The following is a 26409-nucleotide window of genomic DNA, read 5'->3' as shown; positions in this document are numbered from 1 at the left end:
GTCAGGCCTCGCCGGCCTCGACGAGGGCCGCGCCCGCGGCGGCGTCCGTCACCGCCGTGGCATGCCGCGCGCAGGCCTCCTCGACCCGCGCACGGCCGCGTACCAGGGCGTCGATGCAGCGCGGATCGAACAGCCGTCCGCTCTGGGCGAGCATGTAGTCGAAGACTTCGTCGATGCTCCAGGCGCGCTTGTACGGTCGCTTGGACAGCAGTGCATCGAATACGTCGGCCACCGCGACCACCCGCGCTTCCAGGGGGATCGCCTCGCCCGCCAGGCCACCCGGATAGCCGCTGCCGTCGTAGCGTTCCTGGTGGCGCAGGGCGATGCTGGCGCTCATCTGCACGAACCGGTTCTGGCTGTCCTTCAGCAGCTCATGGCCGATCTCGGGATGCCGCCGCATGATCCGGATCTCGTCCGCGGTCAGCGGGCCGGGCTTGAGCAGAATGGCGTCCGGGATCGCGATCTTGCCGATATCGTGCAGCGGCGCCGCCAGCTCGATGGTGCGGACTTCGTCCTCGCCCAGGCCCAGGCCTTCGGCGACGATGCCGGCCACCGCGGCCAGCCGCGCGAGGTTGGCGCTGGTGCCGGCGTCGCGGTAGGCGATCGCCCGTGCCAGCCGGGTCAGGGTCTCGCGCTCCCGCTCCTCGACCTCGTGCATGCTCGACAGCAGGCGCTGCTCGAGCGACAGCGCGCGCTGCTTGACCGACTCGGCCTGCTGCCGGAGCTGGAGCAGGTTGCGGCAGCGCGCGCGCAGCTCGCGCGGGCGCACGGGCTTGACCAGGAAGTCGATCACGCCGGCGTCGAGCGCCGCCTGGCGGATGGGTTCGTCGCCGACCACGGTCACCAGCACGATCGGCACGTCGCGGTGCAGCAGCGGGCGGCGGAAGCGGCGGGCGAACTCCAGGCCGTCCATCACCGGCATGCGGTAGTCGAGCAGCAGCAGGTCCGGGCGGTTGTCCTCGCACCAGCGCAGCGCTTCCTGCGGATCGCTGAAGTCCAGCACCTCCAGCTCCGGACTGATGTCCTCGAGGATGTGCCGCAGCATGGTGCGCGCAGAGGTCTGGTCGTCGACGATGACGATGTTCACCGGATCATGTCCCCCAGGGTCCACGGTCGCGGCCCTTCCCGGCCGGAGGATACGTCAGATCGCGGATCGGTCGGAGACCCCGGGGCCGAATGTGTCACTCGGCACCCGCGCCTTCGGGGCGCATGTACGGGAACAGCAGCACGTCGCGGATGGAGGACGAGCCGGTCAGCAGCATCACCAGGCGGTCGATGCCGACGCCCAGGCCGCCGGTCGGCGGCAGGCCCACCTCGAGCGCGCGGATGTAGTCCGCGTCGTAGTGCATCGCCTCGACGTCGCCGCCGGCCTTGGCCGCCACCTGGGCGCGGAAGCGCGCGGCCTGCTCCTCGGCATCGTTCAGCTCGGAGAAGCCGTTGGCCATCTCCCTGCCGCCGATGAACAGTTCGAAGCGGTCGGTGATCCCGGGCTCGACGTCGGACTCGCGTGCGAGCGGCGAGACTTCCACCGGGTAATGCGTGATGAAGGTCGGTTGCACCAGCCCCTCCTCCACCGTGGCCTCGAAAATCTCCAGCAGCAGCCTGCCCCAGCCCCAGGACGGCTGGATGCGGATGCCCAGGCGCTGGCAGTGCGCGGCCAGCGCGTCGCGGTCGCGGCAGTCGGCGGCGCTGATCCCGGGGTTGAGCTCCCGCACCGCGTCGTCCATCCGCCAGCGGCGGAAGGCCGGCCCGAGGTCGATGTCGTGGCCGTCCCAGTGGAAGTGCGTTCCGCCCGTGGCCTCCAGCGCGATGTCCCGGATCATCGCCTCGGTCAGGTCCATGATGTCGGTGTAGGTCGCATAGGCCTCGTACAGCTCGAGCATCGTGAATTCGGGATTGTGGCGGGTGCTGACACCCTCGTTGCGGAAGTTGCGGTTGATCTCGTACACGCGCTCGAAGCCGCCGACGACCAGGCGCTTCAGATAGAGCTCGGGCGCCACGCGCAGGTACAGCTCGAGGTCGAGCGCGTTGTGGTGGGTGGTGAACGGACGCGCGGTGGCGCCGCCGGCGATGTAGTGCATCATCGGCGTCTCCACTTCCAGGAAGCGGCGCGCGTCCAGCCAGCGGCGCATGGCCGCGACCACCTTCGAGCGCACCACGAACACGTCGCGCGCCTCCGGGTTCACGATCAGGTCGACGTAGCGCTGGCGGTAGCGCTGCTCGACGTCGGCCAGGCCGTGCCACTTGTCCGGCAGCGGGCGCAGCGACTTGGTCAGGAGGCGCAGGCGGTCGACCTTGACCGAGAGCTCGCCGGTGCGCGTGCGCGTGAGCCCGCCCTCGGCGGCGACGATGTCGCCCACGTCCCAGCCCTTGAAGGCGTCGTAGGCCTCGCCCAGCCCGTTGGCCTGCAGGAACAGCTGCAGGCGGCCGCTCACGTCCTGGATCTGCGCGAAGGCCGCCTTCCCCATCACGCGCTTGGCCAGCATCCGCCCGGCCACGGCCACGCGGCGGCCGGTGGCCTCGAGCGCTTCGGCAGTCCAGGTCTCGGCGTCGGCGTATTCGTCCTGCAGGTCGCCGGCGTAGTCGCCACGGTGGAAATCGTTCGGGAACGCGATGCCCTGCCCGCGAAGCGCGGCCAGTTTGCCGCGGCGCTCGGCGATCAGGGCGTTTTCGTCGGCGTGCGGCTGGGGCTGGGCGGCGGTGGTCATGGGCTCTCTGGAATGGGAAGGGGGGCGGATCGCGTCAAACGGCGTCGACACGCTTGGAGCCGACCTCGAGGCCGGACTTCAGGCTGGCCTCGATGAACTCGTCGAGGTCGCCGTCGAGCACGTTCTGGGTGTCCGAGCGCTCGATGCCCGTGCGCAGGTCCTTGATCCGGCTCTGGTCGAGCACGTAGTTGCGGATCTGGCTGCCCCAGCCGATGTCGGACTTGGTGGCCTCGACCGCGTCGCGCTCGGCGTTGCGCTTCTGCATCTCCAGCTCGTACAGCTTGGCCGCCAGCATCTTCATCGCGGTGTCGCGGTTGGAGTGCTGGCTGCGGCCGGTCTGGCAGGCGACCACGATGCCGGTGGGCACGTGCGTGATGCGCACCGCCGATTCGGTCTTGTTGACGTGCTGGCCGCCGGCGCCCGAGGACCGGTAGACGTCGGTCTTCAGGTCGGCCGGGTTGATCTGGATGTCGATGCTGTCGTCGACTTCCGGCGACACGAACACCGAGGTGAAGCTGGTGTGGCGGCGGTTGTCGGAGTCGAACGGCGACTTGCGCACCAGGCGGTGCACGCCGGTCTCGGTCTTCAGCCAGCCGTAGGGCGAAGTCGCCTTCCACCCGCACCGTGGCCGACTTGATGCCGGCGACGTCGCCGCCGCTGGCCTCCATGATCTCGGTCTTCCAGCCTCGGCTCTCGGCCCAGCGCAGGTACATGCGCAGCAGGATTTCGGCCCAGTCCTGTGCCTCGGTGCCGCCGGCGCCGGCCTGGATGTCAAGGTAGGCGTTGGCCGAGTCCATCCTGCCGGAGAACATCCGCTGGAACTCCAGCTTCTCCACCTGGCCGGCATAGCGCCCGACGTCGACCTCGACCGCCAGCGCGGTCTCCTCGTCGCCTTCGGATTCGGCCAGGTCGAGGAGTTCCGCGGCTCCGACGAGGCCGTCGGTCAGGTCGCGGATGCCGTTGACGGTCTTGTCGAGCGTCGAGCGCTCGCGCCCGAGCGCCTGCGCGCGCTCGGGGTCGTTCCAGATGTCGGGGTTCTCGAGCTCGCGCTCTACTTCCTCGAGGCGCTCGCGCTTGGTGTCGTAGTCAAAGAAACCCCCTCAGCGCATCCAGCCGGCCCTTCAGGTCGGCGATGCGCTGGCGGACAGGATTGAGCTCCATCATCTGCCGGTAGATCCACGTGGGAAGACGCGGATTCTAGCAATTCCGTGCGCCCGGCCGGATGTCCCGGGACAGCGCTCAGCCGGCCGCCGCGGACGCGATGCGGTCGCGGAGCCCTTCGCGATGGCGGCGGCTGCAGGGCAGCAGCGTGCCGTCGGCGAGGTGGATGCGGGCGTCGCCGGTGTCCAGCGGCTCGATCGAGGCCACCCGGTCGAGGTTGACGATGTAGCTGCGGTGGATGCGCGCGAACAGCGCCGGGTCCAGCCGCGCCTCGAGGTCGGCCATGGTGCTGCGCAAGGGATAGTCGCGGCCGGCCACGCGCAGGTTCACGTAGTTGCCCGAGGCCTGCGCCCATTCGATGTCCTTCGCAGCCACGAGGAACTCGCGCCCGAGCTTGCGCACCAGGAAGCGCTCGGGCCGCTCCAGCGGCTCGACCGGTGGCCCGGCGTCGGGGGCATCGAGCAGGCGCGCCTCGCCCTGCATCCGGCGCAGCACCAGCCGGTAGAGCTCGATCATGCCGACCATGACCAGGTAGGAGCGCGCATCCTTGAGGTATTCGTAGGCCAGGCCCGGCAGCCAGGGACCGAAGTCGTAGCCGGTTCCCTGCAGCCGGTAGGCTGCCGTCCGCATCGCCACCATGCCGAGGACGTGGAGCAGCGACACCACTACGCTCGCGAGCAGGTGCCAGGGAAGCTGTCGCCACCAGGTGTCCCAGTGGAGCGGGAACCTGCGCGTGAACCAGACGATCGCCGGCACCAGGGCCAGCCATGCCAGCCCGCTGGACCACTCCCAGACGACCGGTTCCCACGCCGCATACTCCAGGCCGCCGCGGCGGTGGTCCACGAGCACCGTGACGCTGTTGCCGACCGCGTTGACCAGCGTCGCCGCCAGCCAGAAACCGGTCTCGAACGCGCGCCGCCAGGGCTGGAAGCGGGAATACGCGTCGGCGGCGGGGCGATCAGGCATGGACGCGCATTCTACGGCGCCAGCCGCCCCTGCAATCGGTCCCATTCGTCCCCCGGGACCCGCGGTTCGTCCCCGGGGTCCGCCTCCGGACATCCGGCGCTGGCACGGATCCCGGGCGCGGCGACAGGCTGGAGTCCCACCCTTGGAGAATCCCCTCCATGCAACGTCGCCACGATCTGGACTGGGTCCGCGTCTGCGCCTTCGGACTGCTCGTGCTGTACCACGTCGGCATGTATTACGTGAGCTGGGACTGGCACGTGAAGAGTCCCGACGCGGGCCCGGCGCTCGAGCCCCTCATGCTGCTCAGCGCGCCCTGGCGCCTGTCGCTGCTGTTCCTGGTGTCCGGCGTGGCCACGGCCCATCTGCTCGGCAAGAACGCGCCGGGCTTCCTGCGCCAGCGCTCGTGGCGGCTGCTGCTGCCGCTGGCGGTGGGCATGTTCCTGGTCGTGCCGCCGCAGACCTATTACGAGATCGTCGAAAAGGCCGGCTTCGCGGACGGTTACGGGCAGTTCTACGGCGACTACCTGACCGGCGAGGTCTGTGACGGAAGTGAATGCATCACCACGCCGACCTGGAACCACCTGTGGTTCGTGGCCTACCTGTGGGTCTATACGGTGGTGCTGTACGGGCTCGTCCGGCTTGCGCCCCGCTGGCTGGAGGGCGCCGGCGAGCGCCTGTCGCGGCTCCTCGCCGGGATCGGCGTGCTGGCCTGGCCGGTGCTGTTCCTGGCGCTGGCGAGACTGGCGCTGGTGGGCAGGTTCCCCTCCACGCACGCCCTGGTCGACGACGTCTACAACCACGCCCAGTATTTCCCGGTGTTCCTGCTCGGCTTCCTGGTCGCGCGCGCCGAGGGCGTCTGGAACGCGATCGAAGGCCTGCGCTGGCCGGCGCTGGCGCTGTGGCTGGGGAGCTGGCTGGGGCTCGCGGTCTACTTCGGCCTGTTCGCCGACGCCGCCCCCCCCGCAGTGGCTGCGCCTGGCGATGCGCGCGACATGGGGGCTGGACCAGTGGTGCGCGATCCTCGCCGTCCTCGGATTCGCACGCCGCTTGGCCCCCGGCGACGGCCCCGTGCTGCGCTACCTGACGCAGGCCGTGTTCCCGGTCTACATCCTCCACCAGACCCTGATCATCGTGATCTCGCGGCTGCTGCTGCCGCTGGAGCTCACCCCCTGCTCGAGGGACCGCTGCTGGTGCTGGCCACCTTCGCACTCTCCTTCGCCGGCTACGAACTCATCCGCAGGGTCCGGCTGCTGCGACCGCTGTTCGGCCTGAAGGCGGCGATGCCTGCGCCGGCGACGGCGGCGGCAACGACCCGGCCGGCGCACGGTGCTCCACGATGAGCTGGATGGCGTCGCCGCCGCGGTAGTCGTCGGCCGTCAGCCGGTAGGCGAGGTGCAGCCGCGCCGGCGGCGCCTCGCCGCTCCAGCCGCCGAAATGGATTGCCACCAGCGGCGCGCGGACGCCCTCGCGGCGGAGGCTCAGGCGGAGGTGACGTTCGCCGACCACCCGCCAGTCCAGCACCTCGAATTCGCCGTCGAACAGCGGCTCCGGGAAGCCCTGCCCCCAGGGGCCGCCCTCGCGCAGGGCCTCGGCGTGCGCACGGTCGAACTCGTGCGGCGCCAGCTCGCCGTCGCTGTCGAGGGTCGCCTCCAGGGTGGCGGCGTCGAGCATGGCTCCGGCATGGGCCTGGAACGCCGCCTCGAACGCCTGCAGGTGTCCCGCGTCGAGGCTGAGCCCCGCGGCCATGGCATGGCCTCCGAATCGCTCGATCAGGCCGGGATGGCGGGCGTCGACCGCGGCGAGCGCATCGCGGATGTGGAAGCCCGGGATCGATCGCGCCGATCCGCGCAGCATGTCGGCGCCCGGCCCGGCAGGCGCGAACGCGACCACCGGCCGATGCAGCCGCTCCTTCAGCTTCGAGGCGACCAGGCCGACCACGCCGGGATGCCAGCCGGCGTCGTGGGCACAGACGGCGGCCGCGGCGCCGTGCCCCTGCAGGAGCGCGTCCAGCGCCCGCACCGAGAGCGCCGCTCGGCCTCATCCAGCATCGCTTGCTGCACGGCCCTGCGCTCGCGATTGATGGCGTCCAGACGCTGTGCCAACTCCCGCGCCCGCACCGGGTCGTCGCACAGCAGGCATTCGATGCCCAGCGACATGTCCTCGAGGCGGCCGGCGGCGTTCAGGCGCGGGCCGATCGCATAGCCGATGTCGCCGGCATCCAGTCGGGCCGCTTCGCGCCCGGAGACCTCGACCAGCGCCGCCAGCCCCGGACAGCCGCGCCCGGCACGCAGGCGGCGCAGGCCGGCCGCCACCAGCGCCCGGTTGTTGGCCTCCAGCGGCACGAGGTCGGCGACGGTGCCGACTGCGACCAGGTCGAGCAGTTGCGCCAGGTCCGGGCCCTTGCCCTCGACGCGCCCTCCGGCGCGCAGGCGCGCGCGCAGCGCCAGCAGCACGTAGAACATCACGCCGACCCCGGCCAGCGACCTGGATCCGAAGCCATCGCCCGGACGGTTGGGATTGACGATCGCATCCGCCGCGGGCAGCCGCTCGCCCGGCAGGTGGTGGTCGGTCACGAGCACCTTCCAGCCCAGGGCTTTCGCGGCGTCGATGCCTGCGTGGCAGGCGATGCCGTGGTCCACGGTGACCAGCAGGTCCGGGCGCAGCGGCGCCAGCTCCTCCACCAGCGACGGCGACAGGCCGTAGCCGTGGGCCATGCGGTTGGGCACCGCGTGCAGCACCTCGCGCGCGCCGAGCATGCGCAGGCCGCGCACCGCCACGGCGCAGGCGGTGGCGCCATCGGCGTCGAAGTCGCCGACCACCAGGATTCGACGCCCCTCCGTGATCGCCGAATCCAGCAGGGCGGTGGCGCGATCGAGGTCGAGCAGTCCGTCGGGCGGCAGCAGCGCGGCCAGGCGCGGACGCGCCGAGGCGATGTCGATGGCACCGCGCGCGGCGTACACGCGGCGCAGGAGCGGCGGGACCTCGGGCGGCCAGGCGGCGGCGTTCGCCGGCGCCTCGGGCAGCGGCCGGCGCCGGATCCTGCGGACCGGCGTCACTGCCCCGGCCAGGCCGCTGCGCCGCGCCAGGCGCGCAGCCGGTGCCAGCGCCGCAGTTCGAGCCGCCAGCCTTCGCCGCCGTCCAGCCGCAGGGCGGCGACGCGACCGGCGCGCAGCGCGACCAGGGCCGGCGCCAGCCAGTCGCGCTCGATCCACTGCAGGTCTCGGGTGCCCTCGAGGTCATACACGCCGGGGGCGCCGGCGAAGCGTTCGGGCAGCGGAGCGCCGCGGCCACCGGCGGCCGCGAGCGCACGCGCGGTGTCGTCGTCGCTGAAGCCGGTCGCGCCGACCGCCGGCATCGCCGCGGGCAGCCGCCCGCCGCCCCAGAACCACAGCGCGTTGACCGGCGCCTGCCCGCGCGCCGCGCGGCGTGCATTGAGCGGATGGTTGTGCAGCGTCACCTGGGCTTCGCTGGCCAGGCTGCGCCAGCGCCGGGACTCGGGGCCGGTCTCCAGGTGGTCGAAGAGATCCTCGCCCAGCGCATCACCGGGATCGGAGAACTCCGGCACCTTCGCGTCCTTCGGCAGCCGCAGGTACCAGCGTTCGGGATGGGGCGCGTCGAGCGCGAAGCCCGCGTCCCCGAACAACGGGCGCAAGGCCGGCAACAGTTCGTCGCATTCCTCCCGGGTCAGGCCCAGGGCCATTCCATGCGCCATCAGCCGGACGCCGTTGATGTCGGGCCGCAGCCATACGGGATCGGCGCGCAGCCAGGCGGAGCCGGCGGCATCGCCGACATCGGCCTGGCGCGACAGGGCCGCGATCGGCCAGCCCTCGCCGCTCAGCGGGAAGTGCCGCAGCAGCTGCGCCCGCCTTCCCGGCGCGCCATCGTCCAGGCGGTCGCCGCGGCCGAGCGGCGCGCGCCGGCGGCGGACAGGCGCTGCCGCCCGAGCCGCGCGGCGGCCGGGAGCAGCAGGGTGATGGTGTCGGAGACCGGCATCGCCGGATCAGCCGTAGCTGACCTCGACGATCTCGTACTCGCTGGTGCCGCCGGGCGCCTCGATGGTCACGACGTCGCCGGCGTGCCTGCCGATCAGCGCCCGCGCCACCGGCGAAGAGATCGCGATCAGGCCCTGCCTGATGTCGGCCTCGAGGTCGCCGACGATCTGGTAGCGCTTCTCCTCGCCCGTCTCCTCGTCGGCCAGCTGCACGGTGGCGCCGAACACCACCTTGTCGCCGACGTTGAGCGACGTCACGTCGATCACCTGTGCATGGGACAGCTCGCCCTCGAGCTGCTTGATGCGGCCCTCGATGAAGCCCTGCTGCTCGCGCGCGGCGTGGTACTCGGCGTTCTCCTTCAGGTCGCCGTGCGCGCGCCCTCGGCGATCGCGTTGATGACGGCAGGGCGCTGGACGCTCTTCAGCTCCTCCAGCTCCGCGCGCAGGCGCTGCGCTCCCCTGTGCCGTGATCGGTGGTCTCATGTCCTTTCAAGCTCCTCGTGCAGTTCGTGCAGCGCCCACACCGGGCCGGTGCCGCGATATTCAAGAGAATGCAGCAGGGCCTTCGCACCGGCAATGGTGGTCGAATAGGTCACCCGCTGCTGCAGCGCCTCGCGGCGGATCGAGAACGAATCCGCGATCGCCTGGCGCCCTTCGGTGGTGTTGACGATGTAGGCGATGTCGCCGTTCTTGATCAGGTCGACGATGTGCGGGCGGCCCTCCGCGACCTTGTTGACCTGCTCGCAGTCGAAGCCGTGCTCGCGCAGCCGGGCCGCGGTGCCCGCGGTCGCGATCAGCGTGAAGCCGCGCGCCAGGAGTTCCCGCGCCACCGGCGGCACGCGCTTCTTGTCCGGGTCGCGCACCGAGACGAAGGCCTTGCCCGCCCTGGGCGCCTTGATGCCGGCCGCCTCCTGGGCGCGTGCGAACGCGGCGCCGAAGTCCCGGCCCACACCCATGACCTCGCCGGTGGAACGCATCTCCGGACCCAGGATCGGGTCGACGCCCTGGAACTTGGCGAAGGGGAAGATCGCCTCCTTCACCGAGTAGTAGCCGGGCACCACCTCCCGCGTCGCGCCCTGCTCCGCCAGCGTCCTCCCGGCCATGCAGCGCGCGGCGATCTTCGCCAGCGGCACACCGGTGGCCTTGGAGACGAAGGGGCACGGTGCGCGACGCGCGCGGGTTGACCTCGAGCAGGAAGATGCTCTCTTCGCCCTCGTCGTCCTGCTGCACCGCGAACTGGGTGTTCATCAGGCCGACGACCTGCAGCGCACGGGCCATCGCCACGACCTGCTCGCGCAGCCTCGCCTGGGTCCCGGCCGACAGCGAATAGGGCGGCAGCGAGCACGACGAATCGCCCGAGTGCACGCCGGCCTCCTCGATGTGCTCCATCACCCCGCCGATCAGCACCTGGCCGTCGGCGTCGGCGATGACGTCGATGTCGACCTCAACCGCGTTGTCCAGGAAGCGGTCGAGCAGCACCGGCGAATCGTTGGACACCTTCACCGCCTCGCGCATGTAGCGTTCGAGGTCGGCATCCGCGTGCACCACTTCCATGGCGCGGCCGCCGAGCACGTAGCTCGGGCGCACCACGAGCGGGTAGCCGATCTCGCGCGCCAGCACCAGCGCTTCCTCCGCGCTCCGCGCGGTGCGGTTGGGCGGCTGCTTCAGGCCCAGCCGGTCGACCAGCTTCTGGAAGCGCTCGCGATCCTCGGCCAGGTCGATCGAGTCCGGCGAGGTGCCGATGATCGGCACGCCGTTCGCCTCGAGCGCGCGCGCCAGCTTCAGCGGCGTCTGACCGCCGTAATGCACGATCACGCCCTTCGGCCGTTCGAGTTCGACGATCTCCAGCACGTCCTCCAGGGTCACCGGCTCGAAGTACAGGCGGTCCGAGGTGTCGTAGTCGGTGGAGACCGTCTCCGGATTGCAGTTGACCATGATGGTCTCGTAGCCGTCCTCGCGCAGGGCGAGCGCGGCATGCACGCAGCAGTAGTCGAACTCGATGCCCTGGCCGATGCGGTTCGGCCCACCGCCGAGCACCATGATCTTGTCGCGCCCGGTGGGCTCGGCCTCGCACTCTTCCTCGTAGGTCGAATACAGGTAGGCGGTGGTGGTGGCGAACTCGGCGGCACAGGAATCCACTCGCTTGTACACCGGCCGGATGCCGAAGGCGCGACGGAGCGCGCGCACGGCCTTCTCCTCGACGCCGACCAGCTGCGCCAGACGGGCATCCGAGAAGCCCATGCGCTTGAGCGCACGCAGGCGCGCGGCGTCGAGCGCATCCACGCCGCCGGCGGCGACCTCGCGCTCGGCGGCGACGATGTCTTCGATCTGGTCGAGGAACCACGGATCGATCCACGACAGGCCGTACACCTCCTCCACCGTCATCCCGGCGCGGAAGGCGTCGGCGACATGGAACAGACGCTCTGGCTTCGGCTCGCGCAGTTCGCGGCGCAGCGCCGCCTGGCCCTCCTCGCCCGTGAGGTCAAGTCCCGTGGGGTCGAGGCCGGACTTGCCGGTCTCCAGCCCGCGCAGCGCCTTCTGCAGCGACTCCTGGAAGGTGCGGCCGATAGCCATCACCTCGCCCACCGATTTCATCTGGGTGGTCAGGCGTGCATCGGCCTGCGGGAACTTCTCGAAGGCGAAGCGCGGGATCTTGGTGACCACGTAGTCGATCGTCGGTTCGAACGAGGCCGGTGTCTTGCCGCCGGTGATCTCGTTCTTGAGCTCGTCGAGCGTGTAGCCCACCGCCAGCTTGGCCGCGACCTTGGCGATCGGGAAGCCGGTGGCCTTCGATGCCAGCGCCGACGAACGCGACACGCGCGGGTTCATCTCGATCACCACCACGCGGCCGGTCTCGGCGTTGATGCCGAACTGGACGTTGGATCCGCCGGTGTCGACGCCGATCTTGCGCAGCACGTCGATCGAGGCCTGGCGCAGCCGCTGGTACTCGCGGTCGGTGAGGGTCTGCGCGGGCGCCACGGTGATCGAGTCGCCCGTGTGCACGCCCATCGCGTCGAGGTTCTCGATCGAGCAGACGATGATGCAGTTGTCCGCGGTGTCGCGGACCACTTCCATCTCGAACTCCTTCCAGCCCAGCACCGACTCCTCGACCAGGATCTCGCCCACCGGCGACAGCTCGAGGCCGCGCTTCGCGATGTCCTCGAACTCCTCGCGGTTGTAGGCGATGCCGCCGCCGCTGCCGCCGAGGGTGAAGCTCGGGCGGATGATGGTCGGGTAGCCGACCACGGCCTGGATCTCGACCGCCTGCTCGAAGGTCTTCGCGACACCGGCCTTCGGGCACTCCAGGCCGATCTCCTGCATCGCCACGCGGAACAGCTCGCGGTCCTCCGCCATGCGGATGGCGTCGCGCCTGGCGCCGATCAGTTCGACGCCGTACTTCTCCAGCACGCCGTGGTCGGCCAGGTCCAGCGCGCAGTTCAGCGCGGTCTGCCCGCCCATGGTCGGCAGCAGCGCGTCCGGCCTTTCCTTGGCGATGATCCGCTCGACCGTCTGCCAGTTGATCGGCTCGATGTAGACCGCATCGGCCGTGTCCGGGTCGGTCATGATCGTGGCCGGGTTGGAGTTCACCAGTATCACGCGGTAGCCCTCCTCGCGCAGGGCCTTGCAGGCCTGGGCACCGGAGTAGTCGAACTCGCAGGCCTGGCCGATGACGATCGGGCCTGCGCCGATGATGAGGATGGTCTTGAGGTCGGTGCGCCTGGGCATGGGGGTCTCAGTTCAGGGGGCGGCGTTGCCGATATGCCTGTCAAGGAAGGCCTCGATGGCCGTGTACAGGCGGACGTTGTTCTTCAGCTCCTGGAAGCCGTGGCCTTCCTTCGGCTCCAGGAGCTCCACCTCCGGCGGCCGGCCGGCGGCGACCAGCGCATTCCTGAGCGCGCGGTACTGGGACATGGGGACGCGCTCGTCGCGCTCGCCGTGGACCAGCATCACCGGCACCCGGATCCGGTCGACGTTGAACGCGGCCGACTGCGCCTGCTGCTCGGCCACCGACTCGGGCAGGACGCGCTGCAGGTATTCGCGACCCGACTTCTGGCGCGGGATGTCCCCGTCCCGGGTCATCAGCGGCAGGCTGTACACCCCGACGTAGCCGATGGTGCACCTGTAGAGGTCCGGCTCGCGCACCACGCTCTGCAGGGCGGCATAGCCGCCGTAGGAGGCGCCGAAGCTGCAGATCCGGTTGCGGTCGGCGATGCCTTCCTTCACGGCCCATTCGACGGCATCGGTCATGTCGTCGATCATGTCCGTGCCCCAGTTGCGGTAGCCCTTGCGCTCGAAGGCGTTGCCATAGCCGCCCGAGCCGCGGAAGTTCACCTGCAGCACCGCGTAGCCCCTGCTGGCCAGGAACTGGACGTCGGGGCTGAAGCCCCAGACGTCGCGGATGCCGTGCGGGCCGCCGTGCGGCAGCATCACCATGGGCAGGTTCCGGCCGTTGCCCTGGCGCGGCACGGTGATGAAACCATGCACCGGCGTGCCGTCGCGGGCGACGAACGAGAACGGACGCATCGGCGACATCCGCGCCGGCTCGATCCAGTCGCGCGCGGCCAGCAGGAAGCGGGCCTGGTTGGTCTCGCGGTCGAACAGGTAGTAGCTGCCGGGGTCGATGTCGCTGTAGGCCATCAGCAGCACATGGCGCCCGTCGCGGCTGATCCCCCGGAAGCTGACCGCGTGCTCGGGGAAGGCCTTGATCAGAGCCGCATAGGTCGCGACCTCGGGGTGTGCCCTGTCTACGAACTCGATGTGTGGAAGGCCGTCTTCGTAGACCACGCCGAGGAGCTCGCGGTCGTCGCTGCTGTAGAGGCGCCGGACGGACTCGACGTTCGCGTTTTCCGACAGCAGGGTGCGCTCCCCGGTCTCGGCATCGACGGCATAGAGCCGGGCGGGTTCGCCCTCGGCGCTGATCGAGGTGTAGACGAGCCGGTTCTCGCGGTCGAAGCCGTGCGGCGTGTGCCTGGCCTCGCCCATCGGGGCGCGATGGATCTCCTTCCAGCCGTTTTCATCGCGGCGGAGCGTGACGCTCTCCTGGTTCTCTTCCACGCCGGTCGCGTAGCGGAGCGCGCCGTCGTGGTCGACCAGGAAGCTCGCGTAGCGGAGCGGTGCCAAGGCGACCGTGCGCACGTCACCCGAGCGCACGTCCATCTTCGACAGATAGGCCGACTCGATGGAGCGGGCCACGAGGATGTGGTCCGGCTCGTCGGGCAGAGTGTCGATGATCTCGTAGGTGCCGCCGTTCGGGATCAGCCGCCGGCCACGGCCGTCGATGTCGCTGGCGTACAGGTCGGGAGTGCCGACGCGGAAGTCGTAGCGGCCCAGCTTCTCCGTGACATACATGAAGAAGCGCCTGTCGTTGACCCAGACCACGCGATCGACATGCTTCTTCGCCCCGTGGTCCCAGCTTCCGGTCGGCTGCATGTCGGACACGCGGAGCACGACCAGGATGGTCCGATCCTCCCTGGGCACCGACACGGCGATGTACTCGCCGGTCGGCGACAGGCTCACCGAGCTGAACGCAGGATCCCTGAAGAAGTCTTCCACCGGCACCTCGGCGGCGGCCCGCGGCGGGAACACTCCCGCCACCAGCAGCGCGAACGCGGCGACCCAGGCAAGCGATCTGTTCATGCACTCTCCCCTATGCACGTTTGTGGTCGGTCATCATGGCGATGAAGCGGTCGAAGAGCGGCGTCACGTCCTGCGGGCCGGGCGCGGCCTCGGGATGGCCCTGGAAACTGAATGCGGGCGCATCGACGAGCGCGAGCCCCTGGTTGCTGCCGTCGAACAGCGAACGGTGGGTGACGCGCGCGTTCGCGGGCAGCGTCGACTCGTCGACGGCGAAGCCGTGGTTCTGCGAGGTGATCATCACCCGGCCGCTGTCGAGCTCCTGCACCGGGTGGTTGGCGCCGTGGTGGCCGTTGGCCATCTTCACGGTGCGCGCACCTACGGCCAGCGCCAGGAGCTGGTGGCCCAGGCAGATGCCGAAGGTCGGCACCTTCGCGGCCAGCACCTCCCGGATCGCCGCGACGGCATAGTCGCAGGGCTCGGGATCGCCGGGTCCATTGGAGAGGAACACGCCGTCCGGCTTCAGCGCCAGCGCTTCGGCGGCCGTGGTGCGCGCCGGCAACACGGTCACCTCGCAGCCGCGGTCGGCGAGCATGCGCAGGATGTTCCGCTTGACGCCATAGTCCCAGGCCACGACGTGGAACCGCGGCGCCACCTTCCGGAACGCGCCGGCGTCGAGATCGAGGTCGCCCTCGGTCCACTGGTAACGGCTGTCGGTGCTGACCACCTGGGCCAGGTCCATGCCCTTGAGGCCGGGGAACTTGCGTGCGGTCTCGATCGCGCGGTCGACGTCGATCTCGCCGGCCATCACCGCGCCGTTCTGCGAGCCCCGCTCGCGCAACAGCCGGGTCAGGCGGCGGGTGTCGATGCCGGCGATCGCGACCACGCCGCGGTCGGCCAGCCATTCCGGCAGCGCCGCGCGGCTGCGCCAGCTGCTGGGCCGGCGCGGCACGTCGCGCACGACCAGCCCCGCGGCCCACACACGCCCGGACTCGTCGTCCTGGCCGGTGCAGCCGGTGTTGCCGATGTGGGGATAGGTCAGGGTGACGATCTGGCGTGCGTACGAGGGGTCGGTGAGGACTTCCTGGTAGCCGGTCATGGCCGTGTTGAACACGACCTCGCCGACGGAGAGGCCGGGCGCGCCGACGGATACGCCTTCGAAGACCGTGCCGTCTTCGAGCGCGAGGATTGCGGATGGGGTCACTGGCGGTCGCCTACGTGGGGTTGCAAGACACCGCCGGCCCGGCGTCGGCCGGCCCGGAGGCGAGTGGTTCAGGCGAGCGGGAATGATACCGGCGAGCGGCCGGGCGCGCCAGCGCGGGTGAACGTGTCCGGACTACAGCAGGTCGCGCAGGCGCCAGGCGCGCGCTTCCCGGCCGTGCAGGCGGCGGGCGGCGTGCAGCGCCCCGCGCGCGAAGACGTCGCGGCTGGTCGCGCGGTGCACCAGCTCGAGGCGTTCGCCGGTGCCGGTGAACTGCACCAGATGTTCGCCGACGACGTCGCCGGCACGCAGGCTGGCATAGCGGACCTGCGCCCCGCCCCTCCCCGCCGCCGCGCCCAGTGCCAGCGCGGTGCCCGAGGGCGCGTCCTTCTTGTGCACGTGATGGGTCTCGACGATGTCGCAGTCCCAGCCGTCGAGCGCCGCGGCGGCACGCTCCACGAGCTCCTCGAGCACTGCGACGCCGAGGCTGAAGTTGGCCGCCCAGAGCACCGGGATCAGAGCAGCCGCCTCGGCCATGGCCTGCCGCTGCTCCGCGGAGAGCCCCGTGGTGCCCGAGACCAGGGCGGCGCCGCGCTGGCGGCAGCTGGCCAGCAGCGCGTCGAGGCCCTCGGGCAGGCTGAAGTCCACGGCGACGTCGAAGGCCGGGACCCCGGACAGCTCGCTGGCGGCGAACTGGGGATTCCGTCGACCACGCGCTGCGTCGGCCGGCGGGACACCGCGGCCACCACCTCGCAGCCCTCCGCCGCGCCCTCGGCGCACAGCCGCAGCAGCGCGCGGCCCATGCAGCCGCTGGCGCCGTGGATCAGGAGTCGGATGGGTTCGTCCATGCGCCCAAGGCTATCTCAGGAGGTCATCCGTTCCCAGAAACCTTTGACGCCGTCGACGAAGGTGCTCGACTTCGGCGAATGACGGCGCGCGCCCTCGCCGACGAAGGTGGCCTCGAACTGGTCGAGCAGCTCGCGCTGCTCGGTGGTCAGGTTGACCGGCGTCTCCACCACCACCTTGCAGTACAGATCGCCCGGCGCGCGGCTGCGCACCGACTTCACGCCCTTCTCGCGCAGGCGGAAGACCTTGCCGGTCTGGGTCTCCGCGGGCACGCGGATCTCGGCCTCGCCGCCGAGCGTGGGCACGCGTACGGTATCGCCGAGCGCGGCCTGGGAGATGCGGATCGGCACCTCGCAGTGCAGGTCGTCGCCGTCGCGCTGGAAGATGGGGTGCTCGCGCACCCGGACCTCGACGTAGAGGTCGCCGGGCTGGGTGCCGGGAGGCCCCGCCTCTCCTTCGCCGGACAGGCGGATGCGGTCCCCGTTGTCGACGCCGGCCGGCACCTTCACCTGCAGCACCTTCTCCTCCTCCACGCGGCCGTTGCCGCGGCAGGACGGGCACGGGCTGCGGAAGGTCTTGCCGCGGCCGTGGCAGGCGGGGCACGGCTGCTGCATCGAGAAGATGCCGCGCTGGAAGCGTACCTGGCCGTGGCCATGGCAGGTATCGCAGGTCTCGAGCCGGCCATCCTCGGAGCCGGTGCCCTGGCAGGGCCCGCACTCGACCAGGGTCGGCAGCTCGATGCGGCGCTCGACGCCTCCGACGGCCTCTTCCAGGTCGAGCTCCATGACGTAGCCGATGTCGGCGCCGCGGCGCGGACCGCGCGCGCCGCCGCCGAAGATGTTGCCGAAGATGTCGCCGAAGATGTCGCCCATGTCGGGGCCGCCGAAGCCCGGGCCGGCATTGCCCCCGCCCATGCCATGCTCGAACGCGGCGTGCCCGTGCTGGTCGTACAGGCGGCGCTTGCCGCCGTCCGACAGCACTTCATAGGCCTCCTTGCACTCCTTGAACGCGGCCTCGGCGCCCTTGTCGCCGGGGTTGCGGTCGGGGTGGTACTTCATCGCGCAGCGGCGATAGGCCTTCTTCAGTTCGTCCTCGCTGGCGCTGCGTGCAACCCCAAGGATCTCGTAATAGTCGCGCTTGCTCATCGCTCAGGTCCGTGCTGCCTCGCGGACCGCCGGGTCCACATGCGCAGCGGGAACCGGGAGGTGGCGCCCCGCGGTTCCCGCCGCATCGCTTCGGAAAGGCCGGTCAGGCCTTCCTGTCGTCGTCCTTGACCTCGGTGAACTCGGCGTCGACGACGTCGTCGGCCGCCTGGCCGGCCGGATCCCGGCCGGCGTCGCCACCGGCATCGCCCCCTGCCCGGCGACCGCGGCGAACAGCGCCTGCGCGACGTCCTCCAGCGCCTTGGTCTTCGCCTCGATCTGGCCCTTGTCGTCGCCCTTCATCGCGGTCTCGACGTCGGCGATGGCGGCCTCGACGCGGCCGATCAGGTCGCCCGGGACCTTGTCGCCGTTCTCCTTGATCGCGCTGCGGGTGCTGTGCACCAGGGCGTCCGCCTGGTTGCGGGCCTGCACGAGCTCGTGGAACTTCCTGTCGTCCTCGCGGTGCGCCTCGGCGTCGGCGACCATGCGCTGGATCTCTTCGTCCGACAGGCCCGAGCCGGCCTTGATCTCGACCTTCTGCTCCTTGCCGGTCTTCTTGTCCCTGGCCGTGACGTGCACGATGCCGTTGGCGTCGATGTCGAACGACACTTCCACCTGCGGCATGCCGCGCGGCGCCGCATCGATGCCGGTGAGGTCGAACTTGGCCAGCGACTTGTTGTAGCGGGCCTGCTCGCGTTCGCCCTGCAGCACATGCACCGTCACCGCGGACTGGTTGTCCTCGGCGGTGGAGAAGGTCTGCGAGGCCTTGGTCGGGATGGTGGTGTTCTTCTCGATGATCTTGGTGAACACGCCGCCCAGGGTCTCGATGCCCAGGCTCAGCGGGGTCACGTCCAGCAGCAGCACGTCCTTGACGTCGCCGGCGAGCACGCCGCCCTGCACCGCCGCGCCGATGGCCACGGCCTCGTCCGGATTGACGTCCTTGCGCGGCCTTGCCGAAGAACTCGGCCACGGCCTGCTGCACCTTGGGCATGCGGGTCTGGCCGCCGACAAGGATCACCTCGTTGATGTCGCTGGCGCGCAGGCCGGCATCGTTGAGCGCCGTGCGGCAGGGTTCCATGGTCTTCTTGACCAGGTCCTCGACCAGCGCCTCCAGCTTGGCCCGGGTGAGCTTGATGTTGAGGTGCTTCGGGCCCGCGGCGTCGGCGGTCACGTACGGCAGGTTGACCTCGGTCTGCTGCGCGGTCGACAGCTCGATCTTGGCGCGCTCGGCGGCGTCCTTCAGGCGCTGCAGGGCCAGCGGATCCTTGCGCAGGTCGATGCCCTGGTCCTTCTGGAACTCCTCGACCAGGTAGTCGATGACGCGCTTGTCGAAGTCCTCGCCGCCGAGGAAAGTGTCGCCGCTGGTGGCCAGCACCTCGAACTGCTTCTCGCCATCGACTTCGGCGATCTCGATGATCGACATGTCGAAGGTGCCGCCGCCCAGGTCGTAGACGGCGATCTTGCGGTCGCCGCCGCCCTTGTCGAGGCCGTAGGCGAGCGCGGCCGCGGTCGGCTCGTTGATGATGCGCTTGACGTCCAGGCCGGCGATGCGGCCGGCGTCCTTGGTCGCCTGGCGCTGGGAGTCGTTGAAGTAGGCCGGGACGGTGATGACCGCCTCGGTGACCTTCTCGCCCAGGTAGTCCTCGGCGGTCTTCTTCATCTTCTCGAGGATGCGCGCGGAAACTTCCTGCGCGGAGAGCTTCTTGCCGTCGCTGGTCTCGACCCAGGCGTCGCCGTTGTCATGCTCGACGATGGCATACGGCACCAGGCCCAGGTCCTTCTTGACCTCGGCGTCGGTGAACTTGCGGCCGATCAGGCGCTTGACCGCGTAGAAGGTGTTCTTCGGGTTGGTCACGGCCTGGCGCTTGGCGGACGCACCCACCAGCACCTCGCCGTCCTTGGTGTAGGCGACGACGGACGGGGTCGTGCGGTCGCCTTCGCTGTTCTCGATGACGCGCGCCTTGCCGCCATCCATGATCGCCACGCACGAGTTGGTCGTGCCGAGATCGATGCCGATGATCTTTGCCATGGGTAATGCCTCTGGGTCGGGTCTGGGGCGGCGGCGCCGCCGATGTCTGCTATCTGGGGACCGGCCGCGACCGCTTCAAGCGCCCGCGGCCGGGTGGTTCAACCGGTCTGGGCCACGGCCACGAGGGCCGGGCGCAGCAACTGTTCGTTGAGCCGGTATCCCTTCTGGAACAGCTGGGCCACGGCACCGCCCTCGACGCCGGGGGCCCTCGATCACGCTCATGGCCTGGTGCAGGTCCGGGTTGAAGGCGTCGCCAGCGACGGGGGCGATCTCGAACAGACCGTGGTTGCCGGTCACCCGGCGCAGTTCCCGCAGCGTCAGCTCGACCCCCTCGTGCAGCGGGCCGGCGGCACCTTCGACGGCCAGCGCCGCGTCCAGGCTGTCGAACACCGGCAGCAGGTCGCCGGAGGATCTGCCCTGTTGGCGTAGCGGCAGGCGTTCTGTACGTCGCGCTCCAGGCGGCGACGCTGGTTCTCGAGGTCGGCACGGTCGAGCAGCGACTGGGCCCGCACCTGCTCCAGCTCGGCGCGGAGGGATTCGATCGCGTCTTCGGGGGAGAATTCTTCTGCGGGCGCCGCGGCGGCGTTGTCGGGCGTCTGTTCGGTGGTCATCGCGGTTCGGGATCCGGTGGGTCTCGGTCCGGACTCCGTGGGGATGCCCGCTCGGGATTCAAGGCGGCGCCGAGCACTTCGGCGGTGGCCTGGACGACGGGGATCACCCGGTCGTACGCCATCCGGGTCGGCCCGATCACGCCGAGAACGCCCAGCACGCGGCCGCCCGCGGCGTAGGGCGCGGTCACCAGCGACATGCCGGCCAGCGGCGCGACCCCGGTCTCTTCGCCCAGGAAGACCCGCACCCCCTGGGCTTTCACCGTGCGCTCGAGCAGCTGCAGGATCTCGCGCTTCTCCGAAAACGCCTCGAACAGTTCGCGCAGCCGGTCGAGGTCGGACAGGTCCTGCAGGCCGAGCAGGCGCGTCTGCCCGGCGACCACCATGTCCTCGCCGCCCGGGGCCAGCGCCTGCTCGGCGATCTCGGTGGTGGCGCGCAGAAGGCCTTCCATTTCGTCGCGGGCCTTGCGCAGTTCACGCAGCAGACCGGCGCGGATGGCCGGCAGCGGCTGGCCCGCGAAATGGGCATTGAGATAGTTCGCCACCCGCTCCAGCTCGTCGGCACCGTAGATGCGCCGGGTCTGGACGATGCGGTTCTGCACTTCATGGTCGGCAAAGACCACGATCGCCATCACCCGCTGCCCGTCCAGCGGCACGAAGTCGATCTGGCGGAACGCGAACTGCTCGCGGCCGGGGACGCTGACCACGCCGACGAAGCGGGTCATGGCCGAGACCAGCTCCGAGGCGCTTCCGAGCAGGGACTGGGTGCCGCCCCCGTGTCGAGGCTGCTGCGCAGGCGCGAGAACTCGCCCTCGTCCAGCGGGCTCAGCTGGAGCAGCGAGTCCACGAACACCCGGTAGCCGCGGGCCGTGGGTACCCGGCCGGCCGAGGTGTGCGGCGCCGACAGCAGGCCGATCTCTTCGAGGTCGGAGAGGATGCTGCGGATGGTGGCCGGGCTCACGTCCAGGCCCGGAGTGCCGCGCCAGGGTCTGCGAGCCGACCGGCTCGCCGTCGCGGATGTGGCGCGCGATCAGGGTGCGCAGCAGCTGGCGGGCGCGCGGATCGAGGGGCATCGGAACTGCGTCGGGACATGCCGCGGGTATACGTCCGTCGGCGCCGCGTCGCAAGCGGCGAGACCACGATCGGCAAAATCAGGCGATGACAGCCTGCGCACCCGCGCGGCACAATCCGCACGCCATGCTCAAGCGCCTGTCGATCAAGGACTTCGCCGTCGTTTCCGCCACCGAGCTCGAGTTCGGGCCGGGACTGACCGTGGTCTCGGGCGAGACCGGTGCGGGCAAGTCGCTGATCGTCGATGCCCTGGGCTTCCTGTCGGGCCTGCGCGCCGACAGCGGCATGGTCCGGCACGGCGCGCCGCGCGCCGAGCTCGACGCCGAGTTCGATCTGGCCGCGTCGCCGCTGGCGCTGGCCTGGCTGCGCGAACAGGAATTCGATGAAGGCCAGTCCTGCCAGCTGCGGCGCACGCTGCGCGCCGACGGCGGCTCGCGGGCCTGGATCAACGGCCGGCCGGCCACGCTGTCCCAGCTCGGCGAGCTGGCCGCGCGCCTGGTCGAGATCCACGGCCAGCACGAGCACCAGGCACTGCTCTCGCGCGCCAGCCAGCTGGCCCTGCTTGACGCCTACGGCCGCCACCTCTCGAGTTGGCCGCGGTGACGGAGGCCTCGCGCGCGTGGTCCTCGCTGCTGAAGGAGCGTGACCGTCTCAACGCCGCCGGCGACGTCTCCGACCGGATCGACTTCCCTCGGCCACCAGCTGGGCGAGCTGGAGCGCGAGGCGCTGGAACCGGCCGCGATCGCGGAGCTGGTGGCCGCGCACCGACGCCAGGCCCATGGCGCGGAGCTGGTCGAGGCCTGCGACGCCGCGCTCGAGCGCCTGGGCGGCGACGGCGACGCCCTGCCCGGCGCCATCCAGCAGCTGCGCGGCCTGCTCGCGCATGCAGGCGCACGAGCCGCGCCTGGGCGAAGTCGACGCGCTGCTGGAGGGCGCGTCGATCCAGCTCGACGAGGCCGCGGTGCTGCTCGATCGCGTGCGCGCCGACCTCGACATCGACCCGGAACAGATGCAGGCACACGATGCCCGCCTGTCGCGCCTGCACGAGCTGTCGCGCAAGCACCGCGTGCCGCTGGAGGCACTGGCGGCGCACCGCGATGCGCTCGCGACCGAGCTGGAGACCCTGGCCGCCCGCGTCGAAGCGCCTTCAGGGCCTGGACGCCGAGATCAGGGCCGCCGCCGCCGCCTGGCGCGCCGCCGCCGCGCGCCTGGGCAAGGCGCGCGCCGCGGCCGGTGCGGCGCTCGGCAAGGCCACCACCGCCCTGATCGCCGAACTGGGCATGGGCGGCGGCCGCTTCGAAGTGGCGCTCGAGCCCACGGCGGGCGACGCCCCCGATGCCCAGGGCGCCGAGCGCGTCGAATTCCTGGTCACCGCCAACGCCGGCCAGCCCCCGCGGCCTCTGCGCAAGGTGGCGTCGGGCGGCGAGCTGTCGCGCATCTCGCTGGCGATCGAGGTCGCCGCGCTGGGCATGGACGCTGTCCAGACCATGGTTTTCGACGAGGTCGACTCGGGCATCGGCGGCAACGTCGCCGGCATCGTCGGCCGCAAGCTGCGCGACCTCGGCGGCCGCCGCCAGGTGCTGTGCGTGACCCACCTTCCGCAGGTCGCAGCCCAGGGCCATGCCCACTACCGGGTCAGCAAGGCCGAACGCGACGGCATGACCCAGAGCGCCGTGCGCCTGCTCGACGACGAGGGGCGCCAGGAAGAGCTGGCGCGGATGCTGGGCGGGATCGAGGTCAGCCGCGAGGCGCGGGCGGCGGGCGAAGCGGCTCCGGGAGGCGGCGGGGAGACCGCGGCGGGCTGAGGCCCGCGCTCAGCGCTTCTTGCGCACGTAGAGCACCAGCGAGTGCTCTTCAAGGATGTAGCCGTGCTTCTCGGCGATCTGGTGCTGGAGTTCTTCGATCTCGGGACTCTCGAACTCGATGATCTTTCCGCTGTCCACGTCGACCATGTGGTCGTGGTGCCCGCCGCGGTCGATCTCGTAGACCGCGGTTCCCCCTTCGAAGTTGTGCTTGAGCACCAGGCCGGCGGCCCTCGAACTGGGTGAGCACGCGGTAGACGGTGGCCAGGCCGATCTCGTCGCCGCCGTCCAGCAGCTGGCGGTAGATGTCCTCGGCGGTCATGTGGTGCTGCGAGGTCTTCTGCTCGAGCAGCTGCAGGATGCGCATCCGCGGGTGGGTGACCTTCAACCCCGCCTTGCGCAGCTCGTTGGTTTCCATGCGTCGTCCATTCATCGGCGATGGGGGCGCCAGCTGCCGTGGCCAGGTGTCGGCGGCGCGGCGGCACGGCGAGTGTATCATCGCGGCATTGTCCGTCCCGAACCGGTCCTCCATGCGCGCACTGATCGTCCCCGCCCTCGCCGCCCTGCTGACCACCGGCTGCGGTCTCGTCTACCGGCAGCCGGTCTACCAGGGCAACCTGGTCCAGCCGTCCAGCGTGGAGCAGCTGCAGGCCGGCATGAACCGCCAGCAGGTGCTGGCCCTGCTCGGCACGCCGTCGATCCAGGATCCGTTCCACCACGACCGCTGGGACTACACCGCCAGCGAGCGCGTGGGCCGGACCGGCGGCACCGAAGTGCGCAACCTGGTGCTGCATTTCGAGGGCGACACGCTCGCGCGCTGGGAAGGCGACCATTTCCCGAACCGCGACAAGGAACTGATCGGCGACGTGCGCCGGCAGTTCGGTCCCAACCTGCCGCGCCAGAACAACCAGCGCCGCCGCGGGCGCCTGAGGCCGGCTTCAGCGCGCCGTGCGCGCGGCGCGGCGGCGGGCTTCCTTCGGGTCCATCTGCAACGGCCTCAGCAGTTCCACGCGGTCGCCCTCGCGCAGCCGCGCGTGTCTCCGTGACCCGCTGCCCGTGCAGCGCAAGGCCGTCGATGCCGTCGAGCGGCAGTCCGCGCCGCGGCCACCGCATCGGCCACCGTGGCCGTCGCCGGCAGGTCCAGCACCACGGCCCGGTACCGGCGCGGCAGTGCCAGCACCACTTCCACGCGCACCGCTCAGTCCCCGGCGTCGGCGACGCGCACGAAGTCGTCGACCATGCGGTCGGCCAGGCCCTGCAGGCCGAGCTTCAGCGCCGGCACCAGCAGACGGCTGCGCGGCTCGAAATCGAGCCGGAGCGTGACCCTGCAGGCGGATTCGTCCAGCGCATGGAAACTCCCAGCGCCCCCTCCAAGCCTGCGGAACGGCCCGTCGCGGAGATGCATGTCGAGCGGTGCGGTGCGGCGCCAGGCGATTCTCGGTGGTGAACCAGGTGCTGATGCCGCCGATGCCCAGCTCGAGCCGCGCCAGCATGTGGTCGGGCGCGGAACCGATCACCTCCGCGCCGCTGCACCAGGCGAAGCGCCGCGGATAGGCGGCGACGTCGTTGGACCAGCGCGAACATCCGCGCCACGGAATGCTCGACCAGCGCGGAACGGGTGATTGAGGGCATCGGTGGCGGACCTCCCGTTCGCGCCACGGCGTGGGAGAATGGCGCGATGGGCAAGAAGACCAAGGATAAGGAAAGGCCGCGGCCGGTGGCACGATCGCGCTCAACAAGCGCGCGCGCCACGAGTACCAGCTCGGCGACCGCTACGAGGCCGGGCTCGCCCTCCAGGGCCGGGAGCTCAAGGCCATCCGCGCCGGACGCGCCAACATCGGCGAGAGCTACGCGGTGGTGCGCGGCGGCGAACTGTTCCTGTTCGGCGGCCAGATCACGCCGCTGAGCCAGGCGTCGACCCACGTCGTCGCCGACGAGCGCCGCACGCGCAAGCTGCTGCTGCACCGCCACGAGATCGACAAGCTGGTCGGCCTGGTGCAGCGCGAGGGGCTACACCATCGTGCCGACCGCGCTCTACTGGAAGGGCAACAAGGTCAAGGCCGAGATCGCGCTCGCCAAGGGAAAACAGGCCCACGACAAGCGCGAGGCCGCCAAGGACCGCGACTGGCAGCGCGACAAGGCAGCGGCTGATGCGCCGGCACAACCCGGACGCTTGAGGCTACTCTCCCGGGTGCTCCTCGGGCAGGCAGGAACGCGCGCCGCCACCGGGAGTTCCTCGCCGCTGATCGAGCCGCCGTGGCGCTCGATGATCCGCTTCACCGACGCCAGGCCGACGCCCTCGCCGGCGAACTCGTCGGCCGCATGCAGGCGCTGGAACGGACGGGAACAGCTTGCCGGCGTAGGCCTGTTCGAAGCCGACCCCGTTGTCGGCCACTTCGAACCACTCCGCTCCCCCGTGTTCGATGCGGCGGAACACGATCCGCGCCCGCTCGCTGTCGCGGGTGAACTCCCCACGCGTTGCCAAGCAGGTTGGCGAGCATGTTGCGCACCAGGGTGCGGTCGCCCGGAGGCCCGCAGCCCCGGCTCGATCACGACCTCGACCCTGCGCCCGGGCTCGGCCTGCGCCAGCTCCGCGACGATGTCCTCGGCCATCGTCGACAGATCGAGCGGTTCGCGCCGCAGTTCGGTACGCGAGACCCGCGACATCTTCAGCAGCGCGTCGATCAGCCCCGTCCTCGCGCGGTCGCCGCCCGCACCCGCGCCATGTAGCCCGCCCGACCTCGTCGAAGGCTTCGCCGTGGCGCTCGACGACCATCCGGCTGAACCGTCGATCGCGCGCAGCGGCGCGCGCAGGTCGTGGGAGATGCGTGTAGGCGAAGGGATTCCAGCTCCTCGTTCGCGCGCGTCAGCTCCCGCGTGCGCTGCGCCACCCCTCGCCCCAGGGTGGCGGTTGAGCGCCAGCACCTGGGCCTCCGCGCGCAGCCGGTCGGTGATGTCCTCCACCTGGACCAGGCTGGTCACGTCCTGGCCATGCTCGCCCGGGACCTGGGCATAGGTCAGGTGGACGTGGCGGATGTGCACCGTCCTCGCGGCGCAGGTCGCGGGTGACGCGGTACACGCTGCCCGACGCGGCGCGCGCGCGCTTTCCGCCGCCGTGTCCGCTCCGGTGAACAGGCCTTCGAAATCGCGTCCCATCAGCTCTTCGGGCGAGGAGCGCAGGATGTCCGCCACCGCAAGATTGGCGTCGATGATCCGGCCGTGGCGGTCGAGCAGCGCCTTTCCGATCGGGGAAAAGCGGATCGCGCTGCGGAAGCGCAGTTCGCTGCGGCGGTAGGACTCGCTCATCTTC

9 protein-coding genes and 15 pseudogenes are annotated in these 26409 nt (G+C 70.7%); 4 read left to right on the top strand and 20 right to left on the bottom strand.

The window, feature by feature from the left end; translation table 11 throughout:
- Window position 1: 1 nt before the first annotated feature.
- The 4 genes and pseudogenes from FPZ22_RS00185 to FPZ22_RS00170 form a co-directional block, all read right to left on the bottom strand.
- Window positions 2-1045: an HD domain-containing phosphohydrolase gene (locus tag FPZ22_RS00185; protein WP_246120956.1), complete on the bottom strand. Its 1044-nt coding sequence runs from the start codon at window positions 1043-1045 to the stop codon at window positions 2-4.
- Window positions 1046-1181: 136 nt separating this feature from the next.
- Window positions 1182-2708 (bottom strand): lysine--tRNA ligase, encoded by a 1527-nt coding sequence (gene lysS, locus FPZ22_RS00180; RefSeq protein ID WP_144889192.1) that lies wholly within the window; start codon window positions 2706-2708, stop codon window positions 1182-1184.
- Between the two features lie 34 nt (window positions 2709-2742).
- A pseudogene (prfB, locus tag FPZ22_RS00175) lies at window positions 2743-3872 on the bottom strand (peptide chain release factor 2).
- A gap of 75 nt (window positions 3873-3947) precedes the next feature.
- A complete protein-coding gene (locus FPZ22_RS00170) occupies window positions 3948-4835 on the bottom strand; it encodes a LytTR family DNA-binding domain-containing protein (protein WP_144889190.1) in 888 nt (295 codons plus the stop codon).
- Window positions 4836-4993: 158 nt separating this feature from the next.
- Between FPZ22_RS00170 and FPZ22_RS00165 the strand changes: the two genes are divergently transcribed.
- On the top strand, window positions 4994-6175 hold the full coding sequence (locus FPZ22_RS00165) for an acyltransferase family protein (RefSeq protein WP_210412679.1): 1182 nt from the start codon (window positions 4994-4996) through the stop codon (window positions 6173-6175).
- On the opposite strand, the pseudogene recJ reads toward FPZ22_RS00165, so the two are convergent.
- From recJ to hrcA, 12 genes and pseudogenes are all read right to left on the bottom strand, one after another.
- Window positions 6066-7891: pseudogene (gene recJ / locus FPZ22_RS00160) on the bottom strand (single-stranded-DNA-specific exonuclease RecJ). The gene FPZ22_RS00165 and the pseudogene recJ overlap by 110 nt on opposite strands.
- Window positions 7888-8547, bottom strand: a complete 660-nt coding sequence (locus FPZ22_RS00155; protein ID WP_144889188.1) for a hypothetical protein — start codon at window positions 8545-8547, stop codon at window positions 7888-7890. The pseudogene recJ and the gene FPZ22_RS00155 overlap by 4 nt, the downstream one beginning before the upstream one ends.
- Before the next feature lie 122 nt (window positions 8548-8669).
- On the bottom strand, window positions 8670-8828 hold the full coding sequence (locus FPZ22_RS13490; protein ID WP_168198881.1) for a hypothetical protein: 159 nt from the start codon (window positions 8826-8828) through the stop codon (window positions 8670-8672).
- Between the two features lie 7 nt (window positions 8829-8835).
- Window positions 8836-9309 (bottom strand): annotated as a pseudogene (gene greA, locus FPZ22_RS00150) (transcription elongation factor GreA).
- A pseudogene (carB, locus tag FPZ22_RS00145) lies at window positions 9306-12552 on the bottom strand (carbamoyl-phosphate synthase large subunit). The pseudogenes greA and carB overlap by 4 nt, the downstream one beginning before the upstream one ends.
- 12 nt (window positions 12553-12564) lie before the next feature.
- The gene (locus tag FPZ22_RS00140; RefSeq protein ID WP_144889186.1) at window positions 12565-14463 is read right to left on the bottom strand and encodes an alpha/beta hydrolase family protein; all 1899 of its coding nucleotides are present in this window, start codon (window positions 14461-14463) and stop codon (window positions 12565-12567) included.
- A gap of 10 nt (window positions 14464-14473) precedes the next feature.
- Window positions 14474-15604 carry a glutamine-hydrolyzing carbamoyl-phosphate synthase small subunit gene (carA, locus tag FPZ22_RS00135; RefSeq protein ID WP_144889184.1) on the bottom strand — a complete coding sequence of 377 codons (1131 nt, stop codon included), beginning with the start codon at window positions 15602-15604 and terminating at the stop codon, window positions 14474-14476.
- A gap of 132 nt (window positions 15605-15736) precedes the next feature.
- Window positions 15737-16449 (bottom strand): annotated as a pseudogene (gene dapB / locus FPZ22_RS00130) (4-hydroxy-tetrahydrodipicolinate reductase).
- Window positions 16450-16464: 15 nt separating this feature from the next.
- Window positions 16465-17592, bottom strand: a complete 1128-nt coding sequence (dnaJ, locus tag FPZ22_RS00125; RefSeq protein WP_144889182.1) for a molecular chaperone DnaJ — start codon at window positions 17590-17592, stop codon at window positions 16465-16467.
- 103 nt (window positions 17593-17695) lie between these two features.
- Window positions 17696-19618 (bottom strand): annotated as a pseudogene (gene dnaK / locus FPZ22_RS00120) (molecular chaperone DnaK).
- Between the two features lie 98 nt (window positions 19619-19716).
- A pseudogene (gene grpE, locus FPZ22_RS14285) lies at window positions 19717-20229 on the bottom strand (nucleotide exchange factor GrpE).
- A pseudogene (hrcA, locus tag FPZ22_RS00110) lies at window positions 20226-21299 on the bottom strand (heat-inducible transcriptional repressor HrcA). Before hrcA ends, grpE begins: the two co-directional pseudogenes overlap by 4 nt.
- A gap of 124 nt (window positions 21300-21423) precedes the next feature.
- Between hrcA and recN the strand changes: the two are divergent.
- Window positions 21424-23102: pseudogene (gene recN / locus FPZ22_RS00105) on the top strand (DNA repair protein RecN).
- Window positions 23103-23111: 9 nt separating this feature from the next.
- Here the strand turns inward: recN and fur are convergent.
- Window positions 23112-23517: pseudogene (fur, locus tag FPZ22_RS00100) on the bottom strand (ferric iron uptake transcriptional regulator).
- A gap of 112 nt (window positions 23518-23629) precedes the next feature.
- Between fur and FPZ22_RS00095 the strand changes: the two are divergent.
- Window positions 23630-24025, top strand: a pseudogene (locus FPZ22_RS00095) (outer membrane protein assembly factor BamE); the annotation flags it as partial.
- A 12-nt stretch (window positions 24026-24037) separates the two neighbouring features.
- On the opposite strand, the pseudogene FPZ22_RS13825 reads toward FPZ22_RS00095, so the two are convergent.
- Window positions 24038-24294: pseudogene (locus FPZ22_RS13825) on the bottom strand (RnfH family protein).
- 3 nt (window positions 24295-24297) lie between these two features.
- Window positions 24298-24731, bottom strand: a pseudogene (locus FPZ22_RS00085) (type II toxin-antitoxin system RatA family toxin).
- A gap of 93 nt (window positions 24732-24824) precedes the next feature.
- Between FPZ22_RS00085 and smpB the strand changes: the two are divergent.
- Window positions 24825-25276 (top strand): annotated as a pseudogene (gene smpB / locus FPZ22_RS00080) (SsrA-binding protein SmpB).
- Between the two features lie 808 nt (window positions 25277-26084).
- Here the strand turns inward: smpB and FPZ22_RS14280 are convergent.
- Window positions 26085-26330 (bottom strand): annotated as a pseudogene (locus tag FPZ22_RS14280) (PAS domain-containing protein); the annotation flags it as partial.
- Window positions 26331-26409: the final 79 nt, after the last annotated feature.

The sequence above is a fragment of the Luteimonas granuli genome (assembly GCF_007795095.1).
GTDB lineage: Bacteria > Pseudomonadota > Gammaproteobacteria > Xanthomonadales > Xanthomonadaceae > Luteimonas > Luteimonas granuli.
This window is presented reverse-complemented; position numbering and strand designations above follow the sequence as displayed.